Origin of the sequence: Rathayibacter sp. PhB127 (genome assembly GCF_003751665.1) — a bacterium.
Taxonomy (GTDB): Bacteria; Actinomycetota; Actinomycetes; order Actinomycetales; family Microbacteriaceae; genus Rathayibacter; species Rathayibacter festucae.
Genome location: NZ_RKHW01000001.1, coordinates 1,543,217 through 1,562,245, shown reverse-complemented (window position 1 = coordinate 1,562,245; position 19,029 = coordinate 1,543,217). Strand labels below are relative to the sequence as shown.

The following is a 19,029-nucleotide window of genomic DNA, read 5'->3' as shown; positions in this document are numbered from 1 at the left end:
ACCACGACGAGATGCGCCCCGAAGACCTGAAGGCCGCCGCCCGCGTCGACCGCTTCCTCGCCGAGCGCCTCCCCCTCGCGGTGACGGCCGAGCACCTCCCGCTCGCCGTCGCCGCGTGGACGGCGGTCGGCGAGCCGGTCGGCGTCGAGACCGCGACCGACCCGCGGAACACGTACGAGACGATCGAGCCGGGAGCGCCGTGGGGCGCCGCCTGGGACACCACCTGGTTCCGGGTGACCGGGACGGTGCCGGAGAGGTGGGGCCACACGGGCCGGGTCGAGGCGGGCGATCGGTTCCGGATCGAGCTCTCCCTCGACCTCGGCTTCGACCGGGCCAAGCCCGGCTTCCAGTGCGAGGGCCTCGCCCGCGCCGCCGACGGCCGGGTGCTCAAGGGCCTCGAGCCGCGCAACCATCACGTGCCGCTCGACGCGGCTCCCGGCGAGGAGTTCCTCGTCTGGGTGGAGGGCGCCTCGAACCCGGACCTCACCGGCGGGAACGACTTCGCCGGCCCTGGCGGCTTCTCGCCCACCCCGTTCGGCGACCGCGCCACTGCGCCCGTCGAGCCGCTCTACCGGCTCGGCCGCTTCTGCGTCGTGCTGGTCGACACCGTCGCCGAGCGGCTCGGCCTCGAGCTCGGCGTCCTCCGCGGGCTGCACGACGAGCTGCCGGTCACCGAACCGCGGAGGCACGAGATCCTCGCCGGGCTGACCCGGGCCCTGAACGCCCTGGACCCCGACGACCTCGCCGGCACCGTCGCCGACGCGCGCGCGGTGATCGCGCCGCTGCTCGCCGCACCGGCCGCGCACTCCGCGCACCGGATCTCGGCGACCGGCCACGCGCACATCGACTCCGCCTGGCTCTGGCCCACCCGCGAGACCGTCCGCAAGTGCGCGCGCACCTTCTCCAACGTGCTCGATCTGATGGACCGCGACCCGGACGCCGTCTTCACCTGCTCCTCCGCCCAGCAGTTCGCCTGGATGAAGGAGCACCACCCCGGGATCTTCGCCCGCATCGTCGAGCGGGTCCGCGAGGGCCGCTTCGTCCCGGTCGGCAACATGTGGGTCGAGTCCGACGTCACCATGCCCTCCGGCGAGTCGCTGGTGCGCCAGCTGCAGCAGGGCGCGCGGTTCTTCCAGGAGGAGTTCGGCGCGATCAGCGAGGTCGGCTGGCTGCCGGACTCCTTCGGCTACCCGGCCGCGCTGCCGCAGCTGCTGCGGAAGGCGGGCCTGCGCTGGTTCTTCACGCAGAAGATGTGCTGGAACGAGACCAATGCGATGCCGCACCACTCCTTCGTCTGGGAGGGGCTCGACGGCTCGCGGATCTTCACCCACTTCCCGCCCTCGAACACCTACAGCGGCGACCTGCGGCCGACCGAGCTGGCGCGCATCGTCCGCAACTTCCAGGAGCACGGGCGGGCGACTCGCTCGCTGATGCCGTTCGGCTACGGCGACGGCGGCGGCGGGCCGACCCGCGAGATGATGGCGCTCGCCCGGCTGCAGTCCGATCTCGAGGGCTCGCCGCGCCTCGAGTTCTCCTCCGCGCACGACTTCTTCGCGGCCGCCGAGGCCGAGTACGCCGACCCGCCGGTCTGGTCCGGCGAGATGTACCTCGAGTTCCACCGCGGCATCCTCACCTCGCAGGCCCGCACCAAGCAGGGCAACCGGCGCAACGAGCGGCTGCTGGCCGAGGCGGAGCACTGGGCGAGCGTCGCGTTCCTGCGGCACGGCGTGCCGTTCCCGTTCGACGAGCTCGACGCGCTCTGGCGGCGGGTGCTGCTGCTGCAGTTCCACGACATCCTCCCCGGCACCGCGATCGCCTGGGTGCACCGCGAGGCCGAGCGCACGCACGCCGAGGTAACGGCGGCCCTGGAGCGGATGATCGACGAGCGGCTCGCGGTGCTCGTCGGGCCGGGCGAGCGGCGGATCGCGCTGAACGCGGCGCCCGTCGTCGTCGGCGGGGTACCGGCGCGGGGCGGGGCCGCGGTGGAGGCTGTGGTGGCGGCCGCCGAGGGTCTCTCCGTGCGCGCCGAGGGCGAGGGCTTCGTCCTCGAGTCGCCGCGCCTCGTCGTCGTGGTCACCGCCACCGGGCAGCTGTCGAGCATCCTCGACCGCGACTCCGGGCGCGAGCTGCTGCCCGCCGGTCGCGTCGGGAACCTGCTGCAGCTGCACCGTGACGAGCCCAACCAGTGGGACGCCTGGGACCTCGACGCCGCCTACCGCGACACCGTCGTCGACCTCGTCGACGGCACGGTCGAGCTCGACGAGGACGGCGCCGGCGTCGTCGTCCGCCGGAGCTTCGGGCGCGGCGGCAGCACGGCGACCCAGACCATCGCCCTCGATCCGCGCGAGCCCGCGGTCCGGATCCGCACGGTCGTCGACTGGCACGAGCGGCGGAAGCTGCTGAAGCTCGCCTTCCCGCTCGACGTGCACGCCGAGCACTCCTCGGCCGAGACGCAGTTCGGCCACGTCCGCCGCCCGGTGCACACCAACACCAGCTGGGAGGCGGCGAAGTACGAGATCTGCGCGCACCGCTGGCTGCACGTCGGCGAGCCGGGCTTCGGCGTCGCCGTGGCCTCCGACGCGGTCTACGGCTACGACGTGCAGCGCACGATCGACGACGGCCGCGTGAGCACCGTGGTCCGCCAGTCGCTGCTGCGCGCGCCGACCTTCCCCGATCCGGAGGCGGACCAGGGCGAGCACGAGTTCCTCAGCACGCTCACGGTCGCGCCCGGCATCGCCGACGCCGTCCGGGCCGGCTTCGCCGCGAGCACCGCGCCGCGCGTCGTCCTCGGCGGCTCGATCCCGGAGGCGCTCGTCACCGTCGAGGACCCGACCGTGGTCGTCGACACCGTCACCCTCGCCGCCGACCACAGCGGCGACGTGATCGTGCGGCTGCACGAGGCGCTCGGCGGCCGCGTCCGCACGGCGCTGGTCGTCGCGCATCCGCTCAGCGGCGTCCGCGAGGTCGACCTGCTCGACCGCGACGCCGAGGGGACGGCGCTGCTGGGCGTCGACCACGGCCGGATCGCGCTCGAGCTGCGGCCGTTCGAGGTCGTGAGCCTGCGCCTCTCCCCCGCTTCCGTTCCTTCCCCCGCTTCCGATCCTTGCCCCGTGGAGACCCCGTGATCACCGTCGACGACGCCCCCTACGCCGCCCGGCTGATCGCGGACGCCCGCGTGCGCGGCGACGAGTTCGTCGCGCGCGCCCGGCGGCCGCTGACCGGGCTCGGCCCGCGACCCACCATGCGCGCCATCACCTCCCTGGTCGCCCTGGCGATCGCCGAGGGCGACGAGGGTCCGGAATCGCGGGACGCCGCCGAGACGTACCTGCGGCACCTCGCCGCCCAGCAGCTCGACAGCGGCCTGTTCTCGAGCAGCGGCAATCTCGCCTCCCCGCCCGACACGGCGTTCACGATCAACGACCTCTGCGGCTGCGTCGAGCTGCTCGACCGCCACCTGCCCGCCGGTTTCGACGCGGTCCGGGAGGGTCTCGCCGCGATCGCCGTCGCCGCCTCGCCCGCGATGCTGGCCGGCGGCGTGCACACGCCGAACCACCGCTGGGAGCTGGCGAGCGCACTCGCCGCCCTCGCGGTGCACGTGCACGGCGGGCGCTCGGCGGCCGGCGCGTCCGGGGCCCTCGCCGCCGCGCTGCTCGACCGCGCCGACGTCTGGCTGGCCGAGGGCATCGACATCGACGCCGACGGGCAGTACAGCGAGCGCAGCGCCGTCTACGCCACCGAGGTCACGAACGCGAGCCTGCTGACGCTGGCGCACGACCTCGACCGGCCGTCCCTGCTCGAGCCGGTGCGGCGGAACCTCCGCGCGATCGCCGGCCTGGTCGAAGACGACGGCGAGATCGAGTGCGTGCACTCCCGCCGGCAGGACCAGACCATCCCCTACGACGTCGAGAACCTGCTCTCGCCCTACCGCCTGCTCGCACTCGAGGACGGCGACCGCGACGCCGCCCGGATCGTCGGGCAGATCCTCGGTCGCACACTGCGCGAGCCGGAGCGGCACCTCGCCGAGCTGCTGCGCCGCCCGGAGATCGGCGGACTCCTGCCCGAGCCGGCCGCGACGCCCGGCTCGGTCACGCGCAGCTATCCGGTCAGCCGGTTGCTCCGCCGCCGCGAGGGCGCGCTCTCCGTGTCCGTCTCGGCCGGCAGCGACTTCGCGAGCACCGGCCGGATCGGCTCGGGCCTCGCCAACTCCGCGACCCTGCTCCGGGCGCGCGCGCACGGGCTCGTCCTCCGCTCGCTGCGCGTCTCCCCCGCGTTCTTCTCGCTCGGCTGCGCCCGACCGCAGACCCTCGAGCCGACCGAGCGCGGCGCGGTGCTCGTCGAGCGGCGGGTCTCGGGCTACTACGACACGCTCGGCGCCGACGCGCCCGCGGTCACCGCCGTCCCGGACAGCGAGGGCCGCTTCTTCTCGGTGATGGACTTCGCCCGGCGCGAGCGCTTCGACGTCGAGCTGCGGACGGAGGTGGCGGTCGAGGTCGACGAGACGGGCATCGACGTCACGGTCTCCTTCACCGGACTCGAGACGCGCTACGCGCTGGAGCTCGTCGTCGACGGCGACGCACTCGTGTCGGGCGCCGTGGCGCTCGAGGACGGCTGGTGGCTCGACGGAGCCGTCGCGACCGTCGCCACCGACGCCGCCGTGCTCTCGATCGACACCGATCCCGGCGACGGCGTTCCGCCGGTCTTCGACGACGGCGAGATGTTCACGTACGTCGGCGGCGCCGATCGCGTCGCCGGCACCCGGATCCTGCTCGGCGGCTCCACGGCCGAGCCGCGCCGCCTGCGGCTCGCGATCGCGCCCCGATGAGCACCCCGGTGGACACCGACGACGGCTCCGGAGGCTTCCACGGCAGCACCGAGGCCAGGACCTGGGAGACCGGGGTGATGGTCGGCACCGGGACGACGGGCGCGGCGCTGTACGAGGGCCCCGACAGCGAGGGAGACGGCGGCGAGGGAGACGTCGGCGGCGGCGCGGTCGTTTCGCTCTCACACGAGCGGCTCCGCCTGCCGGTCGACCCGCTGGTCGGGCCGCCGCTGCTCGCTCCCCTGCTGCCGGCGATCCGCGCGCTGCTCGACCGGGCGCCCGTGAGCGACGCGGACGCGGAGCGGATCGAGGAGTGGCAGACCCGCGCCTGGGCCGAGGAGGGGCACGACGGCTCGCTCCTCAACGCCGACCCGCTGGTGCCCGCGGGAGTCCTCCGGCTCGAGCTGGCCACCGGGTCGTCCGGCGGCACCCGTGAGCGCTCGGTCGACTACCCGACGGGCACCGCTGCCCTGACCCTTCCGACGGGACTCACGGTCAGCGTCCGCGCCGACCGCGGCGCCGACCGGCTCCTCGTCACGGTGCGCGCCGACTCGCCCTTCTCCGGCCTGCTCCGGCTCGCCCCGGCCGACGAGCCGACCGAGCCGACCGAGCCCGATCTCGGCCCCGACGCCCCGCGCGACCACCGCGAGCACGCCCTCGTCCGCGCGGTCGACGGCGGCGAGACCCTCGCCCTGGAGACCGTGCCCCGCCACCCGCGCCCCACCGGTTTCCGCTCCGCCCTCGTCGTCGCGCGCCTGCTGCGGGGCCAGGAGTCCGCCGTGAGGGAGCGCGACGCGACCTGGCCCGCCTGGCGCGTCTCCGGCGCCCGCGAGCTGGAGCTGGAGCTGCGCGTCTCGGTGACCTCGACCGCGCCCGCACCCGTCACTCCGCCGGTCCTCGCCCGCTACCCCGCCGCGACCACCCCGCACGAGCGGCTCGTCGGCGCCTGCTCCTTCTCCCTCGGCGCCGCGACCCCGCGCAGCATCGAGGAGGTGCGCGCCGACCCCGCGGCGAGCGACGAGCTCGTCGAGCGCGCCTTCGCCGCCGGCCGGCACGCGATCATCGCGGCGACGGGCGAGCTGCCCGCCAGCCTGCAGGGCGTCTGGGCCGGCTCCTGGGCGCCGGCCTGGTCCTCCGATTACACGCTCAACGGGAACGTGCAGAACGGCGGCGTCGCCTCGCTCGGCACGACCGGCACGCCCGAGCTGCTGCGCTCGTTCTTCACCGCCGTCGCCGAGTTCGAGGACGACTACCGCCTCAACGCCGAGCGGATCCTCGGCGCGCCCGGCTTCCTGCTGCCCACCCGCATCTCCGGGCACGGCCGCGCCAACCACTTCACCGCCGAGTACCCGCTGCAGTACTGGCTCGGCGGCGGCGGCTGGATCCTCCGCCTCGCCTGGGACCACTGGTCGAGCACCGGCGACGAGGAGTTCCTGCGCGGCTGGGCCCGGCCCTTCGCCCGCGAGGTCGTCGCCTGCTACCGGCACGCCCTGGTGATCGACGCGGACGGGACGGCGCACGTCTCGCCCGGCTACTCCCCCGAGAACCACCCGGGCGACCAGGAGACGCCGATCACCCGGGACGCCACCTCCGAGGTCGCGATGGTCCGGGACGCGCAGCTGATCGCCGCGCGCATCGAGCGGCTGCTCGGCACGGACGAGGACGCCGCCGAGTGGGAGGCACTCGCCTCCCGGCTCCCCGGCTACCGCGTCAGTCCCGACAGGCAGCTCGCCGAGTGGCAGGACCCCGCGCTCTCCGACCGCCCGGAGCACCGGCACGCCTCGCACCTGTACCCCTGGTGGTACGAGGGCGACCCTGCCGCCGCCGATCCCCTGCTCGGTGCTGCGGCGCTCGAGGCGGTTCGCGCCCGGCTGCGCTGGCGCGCCGAGGAGCCGACCGCCCCGCCCGGCCGGATGGAGATGGCGTTCGGACTCGTGCAGGCCGGCGTCGCCGCCGCGACCCTCGGCGACGCGGACGCCGCGCTGCAGTGCGTCGACTGGCTCGCCCGCCTGCACTGGCGCCCGAACATGATGCCCACCCACGACGCCGACGCGATCGTCAACGTCGACGCCGCGGGCGGACTGCCCGCCCTGGTCGCGCAGATGCTCGCCCGCTCGGACGGCACGACACTGCACCTGCTGCCCGCACTGCCCGACCGCTGGGCGGCGGGACGGATCACCGGCCTGCACCTGCGCGGCGCCCTGCGGGTCGAGTCGCTCTCCTGGAGCCCGGAGTCCGTCGAGTGCCTGCTCCGCAGCCCCCTCGACGCGGCGGCGGCGCGACTGGGCGAGCGCGTGCTCGTGCGGCTGCCGTTCGACGTCGAACTCGAGGAGGGCACGCCCGGAGCGCTCCAGATCGACCCGCGCACGCTGTCGGTGGACCTGCGGGACGGCGCGCCCCTGCACCTCGCCCTGCGGAGGCTCTAGGCCGTCACCACCGGCTCACCCGCGGCCCACACCGCCCGCACCTGCAGGGCGTCGTCCAGCAGGACCACGTCGGCCGCCCGGCCGACCGCGAGCGCGCCGAGCGCGCCCTCGGCGCCCAGCACGCGCGCCGGCGTCGCGCTGACCGCGCCGACCGCGGCCTCGAGCCCCAGACCGACCGACGCGACCGCGCGGCGGAGTGCCGCGTCGAGCGTCAGCGTGGAGCCGGCGAGTGTCTCCGTGCCCTCCAGCCGGGCGACGCCGCCCTGCACGTCGACGCGCAGCCGGCCGATCCGGTGCGCGCCGTCGCCCGCTCCCGCCGCCGCCATCGCGTCGGTGACCAGCGCGATCCGTCCGGGCGCCGACGCGAATGCGATGCGCGCCACGTCCGCGTCCACGTGCTCGCCGTCCAGGATCAGCTCGAGCACCACCCGCTCGTCGGCCAGCGCCACCGGGATCGGCCCCGGCGCGCGGTGCCCGATGCCCGGCATCGCGTTGAAGGCGTGGGTGACCAGCCGCGCCCCGCGCTCGATCGCCGCCCGCGTCGTCGTCGCGTCCGCCTCGGTGTGCCCGACCGCGACGACGACCCCCGCGCCGGTCAGCCGCTCGATCGCCGCGAGGGCTCCCGGCAGCTCGGGAGCGATCGTGATCTGCCGGAGGCTCCCGCACGCTGCGTCGAGCAGCCGCTCGACCGCCTCGGGCGTCGGCGCGATCAGGGCGGCCGGATCGTGCGCCCCGCAGCGCGACGGCGCGAGGAACGGCCCCTCCAGGTGCGCCCCGAGGACGAGCGGATCCTCCGCCGCCAGCGCGGCGACCACGTCGAGCGACGCCTCCAGCTGCGCGAGCGGCGCCGACACCAGGCTCACCAGCGAGCGCGTCGTCCCGTGCGCGCGGTGCAGCGCGAGTCCCGCCCGCATCCCGTCCGCGCCCTCGTCGAAGCTGCGGCCCGCCCCACCGTGCACGTGCAGATCGACGAACCCGGGCGTCGCGGTCAGCCCGGCCGCGTCGTGCACCCGCGCACCCTCCGCCGCCCGCTCCCAGCCGCCCCCGGCCCCGACCTCGACGATCACCCCGTCGTCCGCGACCAGCCAGAAGTCCTCGACCGTCCCGCCCGCGTCGACCTTCCGCGCGCCGTGCAGCACCCGCCTCCCGGTCCGCTCCATGTCCGCTCCTCCTCGTCCCGGGGCCACCGCCCCCTCGGCTCCTGCTGTCCGCCCACCCGCGCAACTCCTGCCCGCCGACCACCGCCGCAGCGGCCCGTCTCATGCTGGTCGAGTAGCCGCGCAGCACGCCCTGCATGCTGGTCGAGTAGCCGCGCAGCGGCGTATCGAGACCCGCCCCGCCAGCACTCAGCCGCCCCGCCCCCAGCTCGCCTCGATCTCCTCCGCACCCAGTACCCGGTCCGCGAGCAGCACCTGCCAGCTCCAGCTCGCCTCCGCCCCCGCGTCCAGCGTCCACGTCGCGCCGAAGAACGGCGCCGCGCACAGCATCGGCGTCCCGCTCGTCCGCACGAACCACGTCGACGGATCGACGGGACTCCCCTCGTCCGCCCGCAGCGCCACCGTCGCGCTCCCGTCCGCCACCGCGAGCCAGCGCGACACCATCCCCATCGGCTCCGCGACAGCCCCGTCCGGCCCGCGCACGACACTCCCCTCGAACGACGGATCCAGCCGCAGGAACAGCCCGCCGTACCCCGCGTCCGGCCGCCCGGCCGTGGTCGGCGAGCCGAAGACGAGCCGCTCCCCGAGCGCGCGCCAGCGGCTCTCGATCCGCAGCACCGTCACGTCCCCGAGCCGCCGCACGCTCAGCCGCCGCCGCTCGTCGAGGAACCGCCGCCCGCGTGCATCGAACCACCCCAGCGCGAGATCGCCCGGATCCGCGCCCTCCGGCCGCTGCGAGCCGTTGTTGTCCACCTGCCGGTAGCCCGTCCCGGTCAGCCAGGTCGGCCCGCCCCACAGGTTCGTGTCGAGCTCGTCCTCGCCGATCGTGATGTTCGACACGGCGAGCGACAGCCCGAGATGCCAGTCGTGGTCCGCGGGCCGCAGATCGCTGACGACGCGCCCGGCGGGCGTCCGCAGCGGATGCAGATACGGCCGCGGCGAGTCCTTCGGCGGCGTGTCCGGATCGACGAGGACGAGGCGCCCGACCCCGTCCGGCAGTTCGACGGAGGTCGGCGAGTCCTGATCCATGCGGCCGACGGTACACGCTTTCCCGGGCTACAGTGCGACGATGCCCCGCACCGGAACCCCGCCCCGATCGCCGCGCCGATGACCGCCGTCCGCTTCGTCTCGATCGGCGACTCCTTCTCGGAGGGCGTCGGCGACGAGCTCCCCGACGGCACCGCCCGCGGCTGGGCCGACCTCACCGCGCAGGGCTGGGCGGATGCGCTCGGCGAGCCGATCGAGTACGCCAATCTCGCCATCCGCGGCCGCCTCATCGACCCGATCGTCGACGAGCAGCTCGAGCCCGCGCTCGCCCTGCGGCCGACCCACCTCTCCTTCAACGGGGGCGGCAACGACATGCTCAGACCGCGCGCCGACATCGAGCGCATCGCGGACCGCTACCTCGAGGTGCTCGCCCGCTGCGACGCCGAGGGCGTCGTTCTGATCGCCCTCTCCGCCCCGGACCCGTCCGCGCGGCTGCCGCTAGGCCGCCTGATCAAGCGTCGCGGCGACGCCCTCACCTCGGCCGTCCTGCGCCGCACGCGGCAGCGCCCGGACATCGTCGTCGCCGACAACTGGACCGACCCGGCCTTCGCCGACCCGTCGCTCTGGTCCGAGGATCGCCTGCACCTCGGCCCGCGCGGTCACCACCGCGTCAGCGCCCGCGTGCTCGGCTCCCTCGGCCTGCCCGTTCCGCCGGCCACCGAGGAGGCGCCCGAGCGGACCGCCGCAGCGAGCGGAGGCTCCGCGCAGTACTACCGCACCCACGTCGCGCCGTGGCTGCGCCGCCGGCTCACCGGCACGTCCTCCGGCGACGGCCGCACGGCCAAGCACCCGGAGCTCGTGCGCATCGCCCCGAGCGCCTAGGCGGGACCGCCGGAGGTCGGCGCCGGCTCAGCGCCAGCCGTACCGCGCCGAGACGACCCGCGCGACCGCGTCGAACCGCGCCCGCTCCAGCGCCGCGCCCTCGCGCCGCATCCCCGCGGGGTGCACGCGGAAGACCCGCTCCGGGTCCGCGAAGCTCGGCCGCCCCTCCGGATCCCAGGGCCCCGCACCGACCGCGAGGTAGCCGTCGTGCTCCTTCGAGCTCAACCGGATCGCCAGCGCCGTGCCGGCCTTCTCGACCGCGAGGACGAGGACGGGGCGGTCCTTGCCGCGGCCGTCGTCCTCCTCGTAGGGCACCCAGGTCCAGACGACCTCGCCCGGATCGGGATCGCCGTCCGGCGTCGGCGCGTAGCCGAGGTGCACGCCGCGCAGCCGGGTCGGGTCGACCTCGGAGGTCCTGCCGATCCCGTTCGCGCCCGGGGTGGGCGCCGTGGTGCTCAGGTACGGCCGCTGCGCGGGGGCGCCGGCGTCGGCGCGCGGAGCGCTCGCGCGGCCGAGCAGTCGGAGGAGCAGGGACACGACCGAGCGTGAGGAGGGCACCTGAAAACCCTAGCCCGGAAACGAGAAGAGCCGGCTCCGAAGAGCCGGCTCCCCCGGGGTGGCGCGTCGAGCGCGGAACCCGTCAGCGAGGACTAGTCCGCGAGGACGTAGCCCGCCTCGCCGTGGATGGCGGTGTCGATGCCGGCGATCTCGTCCTCGTTCTTCACGCGGAAGCCGATCGTCTTCTGGATGACCCAGCCGATCGCGTAGGTGAGGACGAAGGAGTAGATCAGGACGGTGAAGGCCGCGAGGGCCTGCTTGCCGAGCTGGCTGGCGTCACCGGTGAGGAAGAGGCCGACATCGGTGCCGAAGAAGCCGATGTAGAGCGTTCCGATCAGACCGCCGACGAGGTGCACGCCGACCACGTCGAGCGAGTCGTCGTAGCCGAGCTTGTACTTGAGGTCGATCGCCAGGGCGCAGACGGCACCGGTGATCAGGCCGAGCACGATCGCCCAGAAGGGCGAGAGCACGGCGCAGGCCGGGGTGATCGCGACGAGACCCGCGACGGCACCGGAGGCGGCGCCGATCGAGGTGGGCTTGCCGTCCTTGATCTTCTCGATGATCAGCCAGCCGATGATGGCGGCGGCCGGTGCAGCGATGGTGTTGAGGAAGGCGATCGCGGCGATGCCGTCGGCGGCGAGCTCGGAGCCGGCGTTGAAGCCGAACCAGCCGAACCAGAGGAGGCCGGCACCGAGGAGCACGAACGGCGGGTTGTGCGGCTGGTGCGCGCCCTTGGTGAAGTTCACGCGCTTGCCGAGGACCAGAGCGAGGGCGAGGGCCGCCGCACCGGCGTTGATGTGCACCGCGGTGCCGCCGGCGAAGTCGATCGCACCGACGTTGTAGGCGATCCAGCCGCCGTCCGAGGTGGCGCCGGTCTCGGGGTCGAGGGCGAAGTTGAAGACCCACGAGGCGACCGGGAAGTAGACGATGGTCGCCCAGACGCCGGCGAAGACCATCCACGCGCCGAACTTGGCGCGGTCGGCGATCGCACCCGAGATGAGCGCGACGGTGATGATCGCGAAGGTGGCCTGGAAGGCCGCGAAGGCGAGCGTCGGGTACGCGGACTCGATGTCACCGCGGGCCTCGGCGTAGGCACCGGCGAGGCCGAGCTGGCTGAGGTCGATGCCGAGGACGCCGTCGATGCCGACGAAGTCGCCCACACCGGCGTTGGAGAAGGTGATCGCGTAGCCGTAGAGCACCCACAGCACGCCGATCAGGCCCATCGCGCCGAAGCTCAGCATCATCATGCTGATGACGCTCTTCGCTCGGACCAGACCGCCGTAGAAGAAGGCGAGCCCGGGGGTCATGAGCAGGACCAGCGCCGCCGCCAGGAGCAGGAACGCGGTATTGCCTTGATCCATTGTTGAACCTCTCGTGAGTAAGCAGAGTCGTGCAGGAGTCGTGAGTGAGGGCAGTGCAGAGCCCGATGCGGGCCGGCAGTCGCTGCACGACCCCGAAGACACGGCGTCTCGGAGGACGCGGGGTGTCGGGTCACCTCGGGTAGCCGACAGTCTGGCCGCGCGACGTTACGACCCGTGCGGCACGAGGTTTCGCGGATGTTACGAGCACGGCTCCCGTGTGAACAGTGCGTTACAGCGCGCCGCGGATCCCCCGCGCACGAGCCGGGGAGATGCCGCGGAGGACCGACGCCGCGCGCCGTCGCGTCGTCGGGCGCCGGTCCGTCGTCAGCAGCCGGTCCGTCGTCAGGCGAACGGCCGCATCGAGGTCAGCGCGATCAGGCGCGACATCGAGCGGAGGTACTTCTTGCGGTAGCCGCCGCTGAGCATGTCGCCGCCGAAGACCTCGTCGAGCGCGACACCGGAGGCGAGCACCGGGATCTGCGCGTCGTAGACGCGGTCGATGAAGGCGACGAGGCGCAGCGCGTCCGTCTGGTCGGTGAGAGTGGCGACGTCGCGGAGCACGATGGCGTCGACCCCGTCGATCACCTTGATGTAGCGCGAGGGGTGCACGGAGCCGAGGTGGTCGACCGCCGCCCGGAAGGAGTCGTCGGTGACGACGGCGCCGGAGGGAGCCGTGGCGACGAGCTCGTCGATCTCGCTGTCCGAGCGGGTGACCGCGTGGCCCTCGATGTCGCGGCGGCGGTAGTCCGTGCCGTCGATCCGCATGGTCTGGAAGTGCTCCGCCATCGCGTGGATCTCGCGGAGGAAGTCCGCGGCGGCGAAGCGCCCCTCGCCCAGCGCGTTCGGCGGCGTGTTGGAGGTCGCCGCGATGCGGGTGCCGGAGGCGACCAGCTCGCCCAGCAGCCGGGTCATCAGCATCGTGTCGCCCGGGTCGTCCAGCTCGAACTCGTCGATGCAGAGCAGCGCCGAGCCCTTGAGCAGGGACACGGTCGCCGCGTAGCCGAGGGCGCCGACCAGGGCGGTGTACTCGATGAAGGTGCCGAAGTAGGTGCGGCCGGGCACCGCGTGCCAGATCGCCGCGAGCAGGTGGGTCTTGCCGACGCCGAAGCCGCCGTCGAGGTAGACGCCGGGCTTCACCGCGGGCGCCTTCCTCCGGCCGAAGCCGAGGAACCCGCCGCCGCCGCCCTTCGAGCCGCCGCCGGCCGCGAACGCCCGCAGCGCCTCGACGGCCTCCGCCTGCGAGGGGTACTCCGGGTCCGGCCGGTAGCTCTCGAAGGTCGCGCCCTCGAACTGCCGCGGCGGCACCAGGGTCGAGGCGATCTCGTGGCCGCTGATCTGCGGCGAGCGCGCGGTCAGGCTGCTCGTCGAACGGACGTCGTCGGGGGTCACGCGGTCTCGCATCCAGGGTCGCAGTACTGTGTCGAGCCGCACGGCGGCGGACGCCGGCGGCACTGTGTCGAACTCTTACGGGGCCGTCCGTGCACCCGCGCACGAGGGCGCGTACTGTCGCTGAGGGCGGTCTCCAGCGTAGCCCGCCCGCACCGCCGCCCATCCGAGAACCACGTCTGCGCCCCGCGCACCATCCTGGAGGTCCCCCTTGCCCGTTGAACTCGATCCGTCGCCGAAGTTCGCCGCCTACGCGCACCCCGAACGGCTCGTCAGCGGCGAGTGGCTCGAGCAGCGCCTCGGCACCCCCGGCCTCGTGGTCGTGGAGTCCGACGAGGACGTCCTGCTCTACGAGACCGGCCACATCCCCGGCTCGGTCAAGATCGACTGGCACACCGACCTCAACGACCCGGTGCAGCGCGACTACATCGACGGCGCCGCCTTCGCCGCGCTCGTCGGCGCCAAGGGCATCGCCCGCGACAGCACCGTCGTCATCTACGGCGACAAGAACAACTGGTGGGCCGCCTACGCCCTCTGGGTCTTCACCCTCTTCGGCCACGAGGACGTCCGCCTGCTCGACGGCGGCCGCGACAAGTGGATCGCCGACGGCCGGCCGACCACCACCGACGCCTCGAGCCCGGCCACGGCCGAGTACCCGGCGGTCGAGCGCCACGACGGCGACATCCGCGCCTTCAAGGAGGACGTGCTCGCCCACTTCGGCAACCCGCTGATCGACGTCCGCTCCCCCGAGGAGTTCTCCGGCGCCCGCACCACCGCGCCGGCCTACCCGGAGGAGGGCGCCCTGCGCGCCGGCCACATCCCCAGCGCGCAGAACGTGCCGTGGGGCAAGGCCGCGGCGGAGGACGGCACCTTCCGCTCCCTCGACGAGCTGAACGGCATCTACCGCGACGGCGCCGGCCTCGCCGACGGCGACACCGTCATCGCCTACTGCCGGATCGGCGAGCGCTCCTCGCACACCTGGTTCGTGCTCACCCACCTCCTCGGCTTCGAGGGCGTCAAGAACTACGACGGCTCCTGGACCGAGTGGGGCAGCGCCGTCCGCGTCCCGATCGTCCAGGGCGCCGAGCCCGGCGAGGCCCCCGCGCCCCGCTGACCGGCCCGCTCCGACTGTGACCCGAGGGCCCCGTGCACACCTGTGCCGGGGCCCTCGGCGTCCTGCCCCGTCGTCCCCGCGTAGGGAAGAATGGAAGCGATGACCACCGACACCCCCGCCACCGACCTGCTCGGCCCCGCGCTCCGCGAGATCCGCGACGAGTTCCTCGCCCTCGAGAAGCCGGAGCGCCTCCAGCTCCTCCTCGAGTTCTCGAACGACCTCCCCGAACTGCCCGAGCGCTACCGCGATCACCCCGACCTGTTCGAGCGGGTCGAGGAGTGCCAGTCGCCGGTCTTCATCGTCGTCGAGTTCGACGGCGACGTGATCCACCTGCACGCGACCGCGCCGCGCGAGGCGCCGACCACCCGCGGCTTCGCCTCGATCCTCGCCCAGGGCCTCGACGGCCTGACGCCCGAGCAGGTGCTCGCCGTTCCCGACGACTTCCCGCAGACCATCGGCCTGTCCGAGGCCGTCTCGCCGCTGCGGCTCCGCGGGATGAGCGCGCTGCTCGGCCGCACCAAGCGCCAGATCCGCGCCCACCTGGCCGCCTGAGTCCCGCGCGAGAGCCCGGCACCGTGATCCTGCAGCCGCTCGTCCCCGCCGGCGAGCCGATCCGCCTCGGCGAGGACGGCGCGCGAGCGGCGATCGAGGCGGCCTACCTCCCCGGCGCCGCCGTCCGCGTGCGGCTGAACATGATCGCGAGCGTCAACGGCTCGAGCATCGGCTCCGACGGCACGAGCGAGACGCTGACCAACCGCGTCGACCGCACGATCCTCGGCGTCATCCGCGCTCAGGCCGACGTCGTCCTCGTCGGCGCCGCGAGTGTGCGCGCGGAGGGCTACCGCGTGCCCCAGCGCGCGCCGCTCGCCATCGTCTCCTCCTCCGGCGACCTGGCCGGCCACCGCCTCGAGGTGCAGGAGGGCGCCCGCGTGCTCCTGCTGCTGCCGGAGGGGCTGGAGGCTCCGGGCGATCTCCCCCGCGGCGTCGAGGTCGTCCCGGTGCCCGCGACCGGCGGGCGGATGAGCGTCGACGCGATCCTCGCGGCCCTGCGCGCCCTCGGTCTCGAGCGGGTCGTCTGCGAGGGCGGCGCCTCGCTGTCGGGCCAGTTCCTCGCCTCCGGCCGCGTCGACGAGCTCTGCCTGACGACCGCGCCCCGCGTCGTGCTGCCGGGCCTCCCCGTCGCGTCGACCGGCCGGCGGATCGACGACGCCTACTCCCTGACGTCGCTCGCCGCGGACGACGCCGGCTTCACCTACGCGCGCTGGACCCGGACCGGCTGAGCGCCCGCTCCGCCAGCCAGCGCTCGACCGACGCCTCCCAGAGCTCCGGGTCGTCGTTCCAGAGCCGGGTGTGCCCGGCCCCGTGGAAGAGCACGAGCTCGACCAGATCGGGCCGCGCCGCCGCCAGGGCCTCGGAGGGGCCGCTCGGCACGAAGTCGTCGTCGACGCTGTGCAGCAGCAGGACCGGCACGGTCAGCTCGGCGGCCCGCTCGACCAGGTCCATCGCCGCGAGCGGGACGTGACTGCTCTGGCCGGTCAGCGCGGCCGACCACGGCCGCTGCATCGCCGTGAGCGCGAGCGCCGCGATCGGCGCCGGGATCCGGTTCAGCCGCGCCTGCTTCCGCAGGGTCACCCGCCAGTCGATCACCGGCGAGTCGAGCACCAGCCCCGCGATCAGCTCGCGGCGGCTCGAGCGCAGCGCGGTCTGCAGCACGATCGCACCGCCCATCGACCAGCCGACGAGCACGACCCGGCGCGCGCCGCGCCGCTCGGCGAACCGGATCGCGGCGTCGACGTCGCGCCACTCCGTCTCCCCCAGCGCGTAGCGCCGGTCCGGGCTCTCCGGAGCGTCGCCGTCGTTGCGGTACGAAAGGACCAGCGAGGTGACCCCCGCCCGGTGGAACGCCGCGATCCCGCGCAGCGTCTCCTCGCGGGTCGTCGCGCGGCCGTGCACGTGGATCGCCCAGACGCCGCCGTCCTCCTCGGCCGGGAAGAGCCAGGCCGGAGCCGCGCCGAACTGCGTCGGCACCTCCTCCGCCGTGAAGGGCAGCCCGGTCTCGCGCGGCGAGAGCAGCAGCCAGCCGTTCAGCCGGCCGCGGGCGCCGGGCCGCAGCGTCCCGCGATCGACGGCGCCGAGCTCCCGCACGACCCGGCCGCGCCCGGTCGCGAGCAGCCGCCCGATCCGCGCGTGCCCGCGCCCGTGGTCGAACCAGAGGCTGAAGCCGCCGCGGACCGCCGTGTCGACCGACGCCGACAGCTCGATCTCGTGCACGTCCGGCCGCACGGCGAGGACCCGGACGTCCTCCGCGCGCCGGGAGGGCGGAGTGACCACCCCGCGGAGGAAGGCCGTCCCGAGCGCGGCGCCGCCGAGGGCCGTCAGAGCGGCGAGGGCGGGGGCCGCGAGGACCGCGGCGAGGACGACACCGGTGTGCGCGCTCTCCGCGGCGTGCCTGCGGGCTTCGAGCATGCGGGAACTCTAGTCTGCGACCGTGCCCGAATTCCCAGCGCCGTCCCAGCTCCCGGAGGAGTTCCGCGCCGCGGTCGACTCCCTGCGCCGCGCGACGACCCGCTCCGAGCTCACCGTCTCCGAGATCGCGTCGCCCGCCGGACTCGCGCCGTACGCCGTCGCCCTCTCCGGCGACGTCTCGCCGCGCGCCCACGGCCGCGACTCCGAGCTGGGCACCGGGCGGTTCATCCTGCTCTACGACCCCGAGGAGCCGGAGCAGTGGGGCGGCCCGTTCCGCGTCGTCTGCTTCGCCCAGGCCCCGCTCGAGATCGAGATCGGCACCGATCCCTTCCTCGCCGAGGTCGCCTGGTCCTGGCTGATGGACGCCCTCGAGGTCCGCGGCGCCTTCTACACCGCCGCCTCCGGCACCGCGACCAAGGTCCTCTCCACCGGATTCGGCGAGCTCGCCGCCCAGGGAGACGGCGCGCAGATCGAGATCCGGGCCTCCTGGAGCCCCGAGGATGCGCAGCTCGCTCCCCACGTGGAAGGCTGGGGGGAGCTGTTGTGCATGCTCGCGGGCCTCCCGCCCGTATCGGGCGACGGTGTGACCTCGCTCGCCTTCCGACGGAACAACCGTGACTGATTACCGTGTCCTCTCCACCCCCGACGAGTTCCTCGCCGCGGTCGACGCCCTCGCCGCCGGCGAGGGTCCCGTCGCCGTCGACGCCGAGCGCGCCTCCGGCTTCACCTACTCGCAGCGCGCGTACCTGATCCAGGTCTACCGCCGCGGCGCCGGGGCGTTCCTCTTCGACCCGCCCGCGATCGGCCGGATGGACGCCCTCCAGGCCGTGATCGGCGAGGAGGAGTGGATCCTGCACGCCGCCAGCCAGGACCTCGCCTGCCTGCGCGAGGTCGGCCTCGACCCGGTGCGCATCTTCGACACCGAGCTCGCCGCCCGCCTGCTCGGCCTGCCCAAGGTCGGTCTCGGCGCCGTCGTCGAGGACCTGCTCGGCATCCACCTCGCGAAGGAGCACTCGGCCGCCGACTGGTCGACCCGCCCGCTCCCGCAGAGCTGGCTCGTCTACGCCGCGAAGGACGTCGAGCTGCTGCCCGACCTGCGCGACCGGATGGCCGAGATGCTGGTCGAGGCCCGGAAGACCCGGATCGCCCGCGAGGAGTTCGAGGCGACCCTGGCGCGGCAGCCCAAGCCGGTCCCGGCCGAGCCCTGGCGCCGCCTCTCGGGGATGCACGCCCTGCGCGGTCCGCGCGCCCTCGCCATCGCCCGCGAGCTCTGGCTGGCCCGCGACGCCTTCGCGCGCGAGCGCGACATCGCGCCCGGCCGGCTGATCCCCGACTCCTCGATCATCGCCGTCGCTCGCAACGTCCCCACGAGCCTCGGCCAGCTCTCCGGCCGCCGCGACTTCACCGGCCGCGCCAGCCGCGGCGAGGTCGAGCGCTGGTGGGCCGCGATCGAGCGCGGCCAGAGCACCGAGGACCTGCCCGGCCCCGTCCGTCCCGCCGCCGACACCCTGCCGCCGCCGCGCGCCTGGGGCGACCGCAACCCGGCCGCCGACGCCAGGCTGAAGGCCGCCCGCGCCGTCGTCGGCGAGATCGCCGAGCTGCTCTCGCTCCCGGTCGAGAACCTCCTCACGCCCGAGCTGGTCCGGCGCCTCGCCTGGAACCCGCCGGAGCCGCTCGACCGGGACTCCGTCGCCGCCGAGCTGGAGCGCGCCGGTGCCCGCTCCTGGCAGATCGACGCGACCGCCGGCTCGCTCGCCACCGCGTTTGTGGAAGCCGGGCAAGCACCCGTCGAGGGCACGGAACCCGCTTCGTAGGAAGAAGCAAAGGATTCCGGCGCCCGTCGCCGCCTTCCTACGATCGGAAGGACGTCCGG

At 74.4% G+C, this 19,029-nt stretch carries 15 protein-coding genes; 9 read left to right on the top strand and 6 right to left on the bottom strand.

The genetic code is table 11. The features are described 5' to 3' along the window. The first annotated feature begins 11 nt into the window (after positions 1 to 11). From EDF22_RS07460 to EDF22_RS07450, 3 genes are read left to right on the top strand one after another with little or no spacing between them, the layout of a single operon-like run. Positions 12 to 3,125 carry a glycoside hydrolase family 38 C-terminal domain-containing protein gene (locus tag EDF22_RS07460; RefSeq protein WP_123704795.1) on the top strand — a complete coding sequence of 1,038 codons (3,114 nt, stop codon included), beginning with the start codon at positions 12 to 14 and terminating at the stop codon, positions 3,123 to 3,125. Next, positions 3,122 to 4,822 (top strand): hypothetical protein, encoded by a 1,701-nt coding sequence (locus EDF22_RS07455; protein ID WP_123703611.1) that lies wholly within the window; start codon positions 3,122 to 3,124, stop codon positions 4,820 to 4,822. Before EDF22_RS07460 ends, EDF22_RS07455 begins: the two co-directional genes overlap by 4 nt. Then, complete coding sequence (locus EDF22_RS07450) at positions 4,819 to 7,245, top strand: glycosyl hydrolase family 95 catalytic domain-containing protein (protein ID WP_123703609.1); 2,427 nt, start codon at positions 4,819 to 4,821, stop codon at positions 7,243 to 7,245. Before EDF22_RS07455 ends, EDF22_RS07450 begins: the two co-directional genes overlap by 4 nt. On the opposite strand, the gene EDF22_RS07445 is transcribed toward EDF22_RS07450, so the two are convergent. Both EDF22_RS07445 and EDF22_RS07440 read right to left on the bottom strand, forming a co-directional pair. After that, positions 7,242 to 8,405, bottom strand: coding sequence for an N-acetylglucosamine-6-phosphate deacetylase (locus tag EDF22_RS07445; RefSeq protein WP_123703607.1), 1,164 nt, complete (start codon positions 8,403 to 8,405; stop codon positions 7,242 to 7,244). The genes EDF22_RS07450 and EDF22_RS07445 overlap by 4 nt on opposite strands. 186 nt (positions 8,406 to 8,591) lie before the next feature. Continuing rightward, entirely contained in the window at positions 8,592 to 9,431 is an 840-nt protein-coding gene (locus EDF22_RS07440) for a DUF6807 family protein (protein WP_123703605.1), read from the bottom strand. Positions 9,432 to 9,509: 78 nt separating this feature from the next. On the opposite strand from EDF22_RS07440, the gene EDF22_RS07435 reads away from it, so the two are divergent. After that, positions 9,510 to 10,271: an SGNH/GDSL hydrolase family protein gene (locus tag EDF22_RS07435; RefSeq protein ID WP_123703603.1), complete on the top strand. Its 762-nt coding sequence runs from the start codon at positions 9,510 to 9,512 to the stop codon at positions 10,269 to 10,271. A gap of 27 nt (positions 10,272 to 10,298) precedes the next feature. On the opposite strand, the gene EDF22_RS07430 is transcribed toward EDF22_RS07435, so the two are convergent. The 3 genes from EDF22_RS07430 to zapE all read right to left on the bottom strand — a co-directional run bounded on the left by EDF22_RS07430 (position 10,299) and on the right by zapE (position 13,579). Then, complete coding sequence (locus EDF22_RS07430; RefSeq protein WP_166649619.1) at positions 10,299 to 10,829, bottom strand: type II toxin-antitoxin system PemK/MazF family toxin; 531 nt, start codon at positions 10,827 to 10,829, stop codon at positions 10,299 to 10,301. Positions 10,830 to 10,921: 92 nt separating this feature from the next. After that, positions 10,922 to 12,190: an ammonium transporter gene (locus EDF22_RS07425; RefSeq protein WP_123445871.1), complete on the bottom strand. Its 1,269-nt coding sequence runs from the start codon at positions 12,188 to 12,190 to the stop codon at positions 10,922 to 10,924. Between the two features lie 342 nt (positions 12,191 to 12,532). After that, complete coding sequence (zapE, locus tag EDF22_RS07420) at positions 12,533 to 13,579, bottom strand: cell division protein ZapE (protein ID WP_260303335.1); 1,047 nt, start codon at positions 13,577 to 13,579, stop codon at positions 12,533 to 12,535. Between the two features lie 208 nt (positions 13,580 to 13,787). Here zapE and EDF22_RS07415 point away from each other — a divergent pair, with 208 nt between their 5' ends. From EDF22_RS07415 to EDF22_RS07405, 3 genes are all read left to right on the top strand, one after another. Beyond that, positions 13,788 to 14,690: a sulfurtransferase gene (locus EDF22_RS07415; protein ID WP_123703598.1), complete on the top strand. Its 903-nt coding sequence runs from the start codon at positions 13,788 to 13,790 to the stop codon at positions 14,688 to 14,690. A 99-nt stretch (positions 14,691 to 14,789) separates the two neighbouring features. Beyond that, positions 14,790 to 15,242: a SufE family protein gene (locus tag EDF22_RS07410; protein WP_123445868.1), complete on the top strand. Its 453-nt coding sequence runs from the start codon at positions 14,790 to 14,792 to the stop codon at positions 15,240 to 15,242. 23 nt (positions 15,243 to 15,265) lie between these two features. Beyond that, positions 15,266 to 15,970: a dihydrofolate reductase family protein gene (locus tag EDF22_RS07405; RefSeq protein WP_123703596.1), complete on the top strand. Its 705-nt coding sequence runs from the start codon at positions 15,266 to 15,268 to the stop codon at positions 15,968 to 15,970. On the opposite strand, the gene EDF22_RS07400 is transcribed toward EDF22_RS07405, so the two are convergent. Continuing rightward, a complete protein-coding gene (locus EDF22_RS07400) occupies positions 15,939 to 17,156 on the bottom strand; it encodes a S9 family peptidase (protein WP_123703591.1) in 1,218 nt (405 codons plus the stop codon). The two genes, EDF22_RS07405 and EDF22_RS07400, sit on opposite strands and share 32 nt — an antisense overlap. Before the next feature lie 22 nt (positions 17,157 to 17,178). Between EDF22_RS07400 and EDF22_RS07395 the strand changes: the two genes are divergently transcribed. Together EDF22_RS07395 and EDF22_RS07390 are read left to right on the top strand one after the other, a co-directional pair. Then, positions 17,179 to 17,778 carry a DUF3000 domain-containing protein gene (locus tag EDF22_RS07395; RefSeq protein WP_123445865.1) on the top strand — a complete coding sequence of 200 codons (600 nt, stop codon included), beginning with the start codon at positions 17,179 to 17,181 and terminating at the stop codon, positions 17,776 to 17,778. Further along, positions 17,771 to 18,970 carry a ribonuclease D gene (locus EDF22_RS07390; protein ID WP_123703589.1) on the top strand — a complete coding sequence of 400 codons (1,200 nt, stop codon included), beginning with the start codon at positions 17,771 to 17,773 and terminating at the stop codon, positions 18,968 to 18,970. Before EDF22_RS07395 ends, EDF22_RS07390 begins: the two co-directional genes overlap by 8 nt. The last annotated feature ends 59 nt before the right edge of the window (positions 18,971 to 19,029 follow it).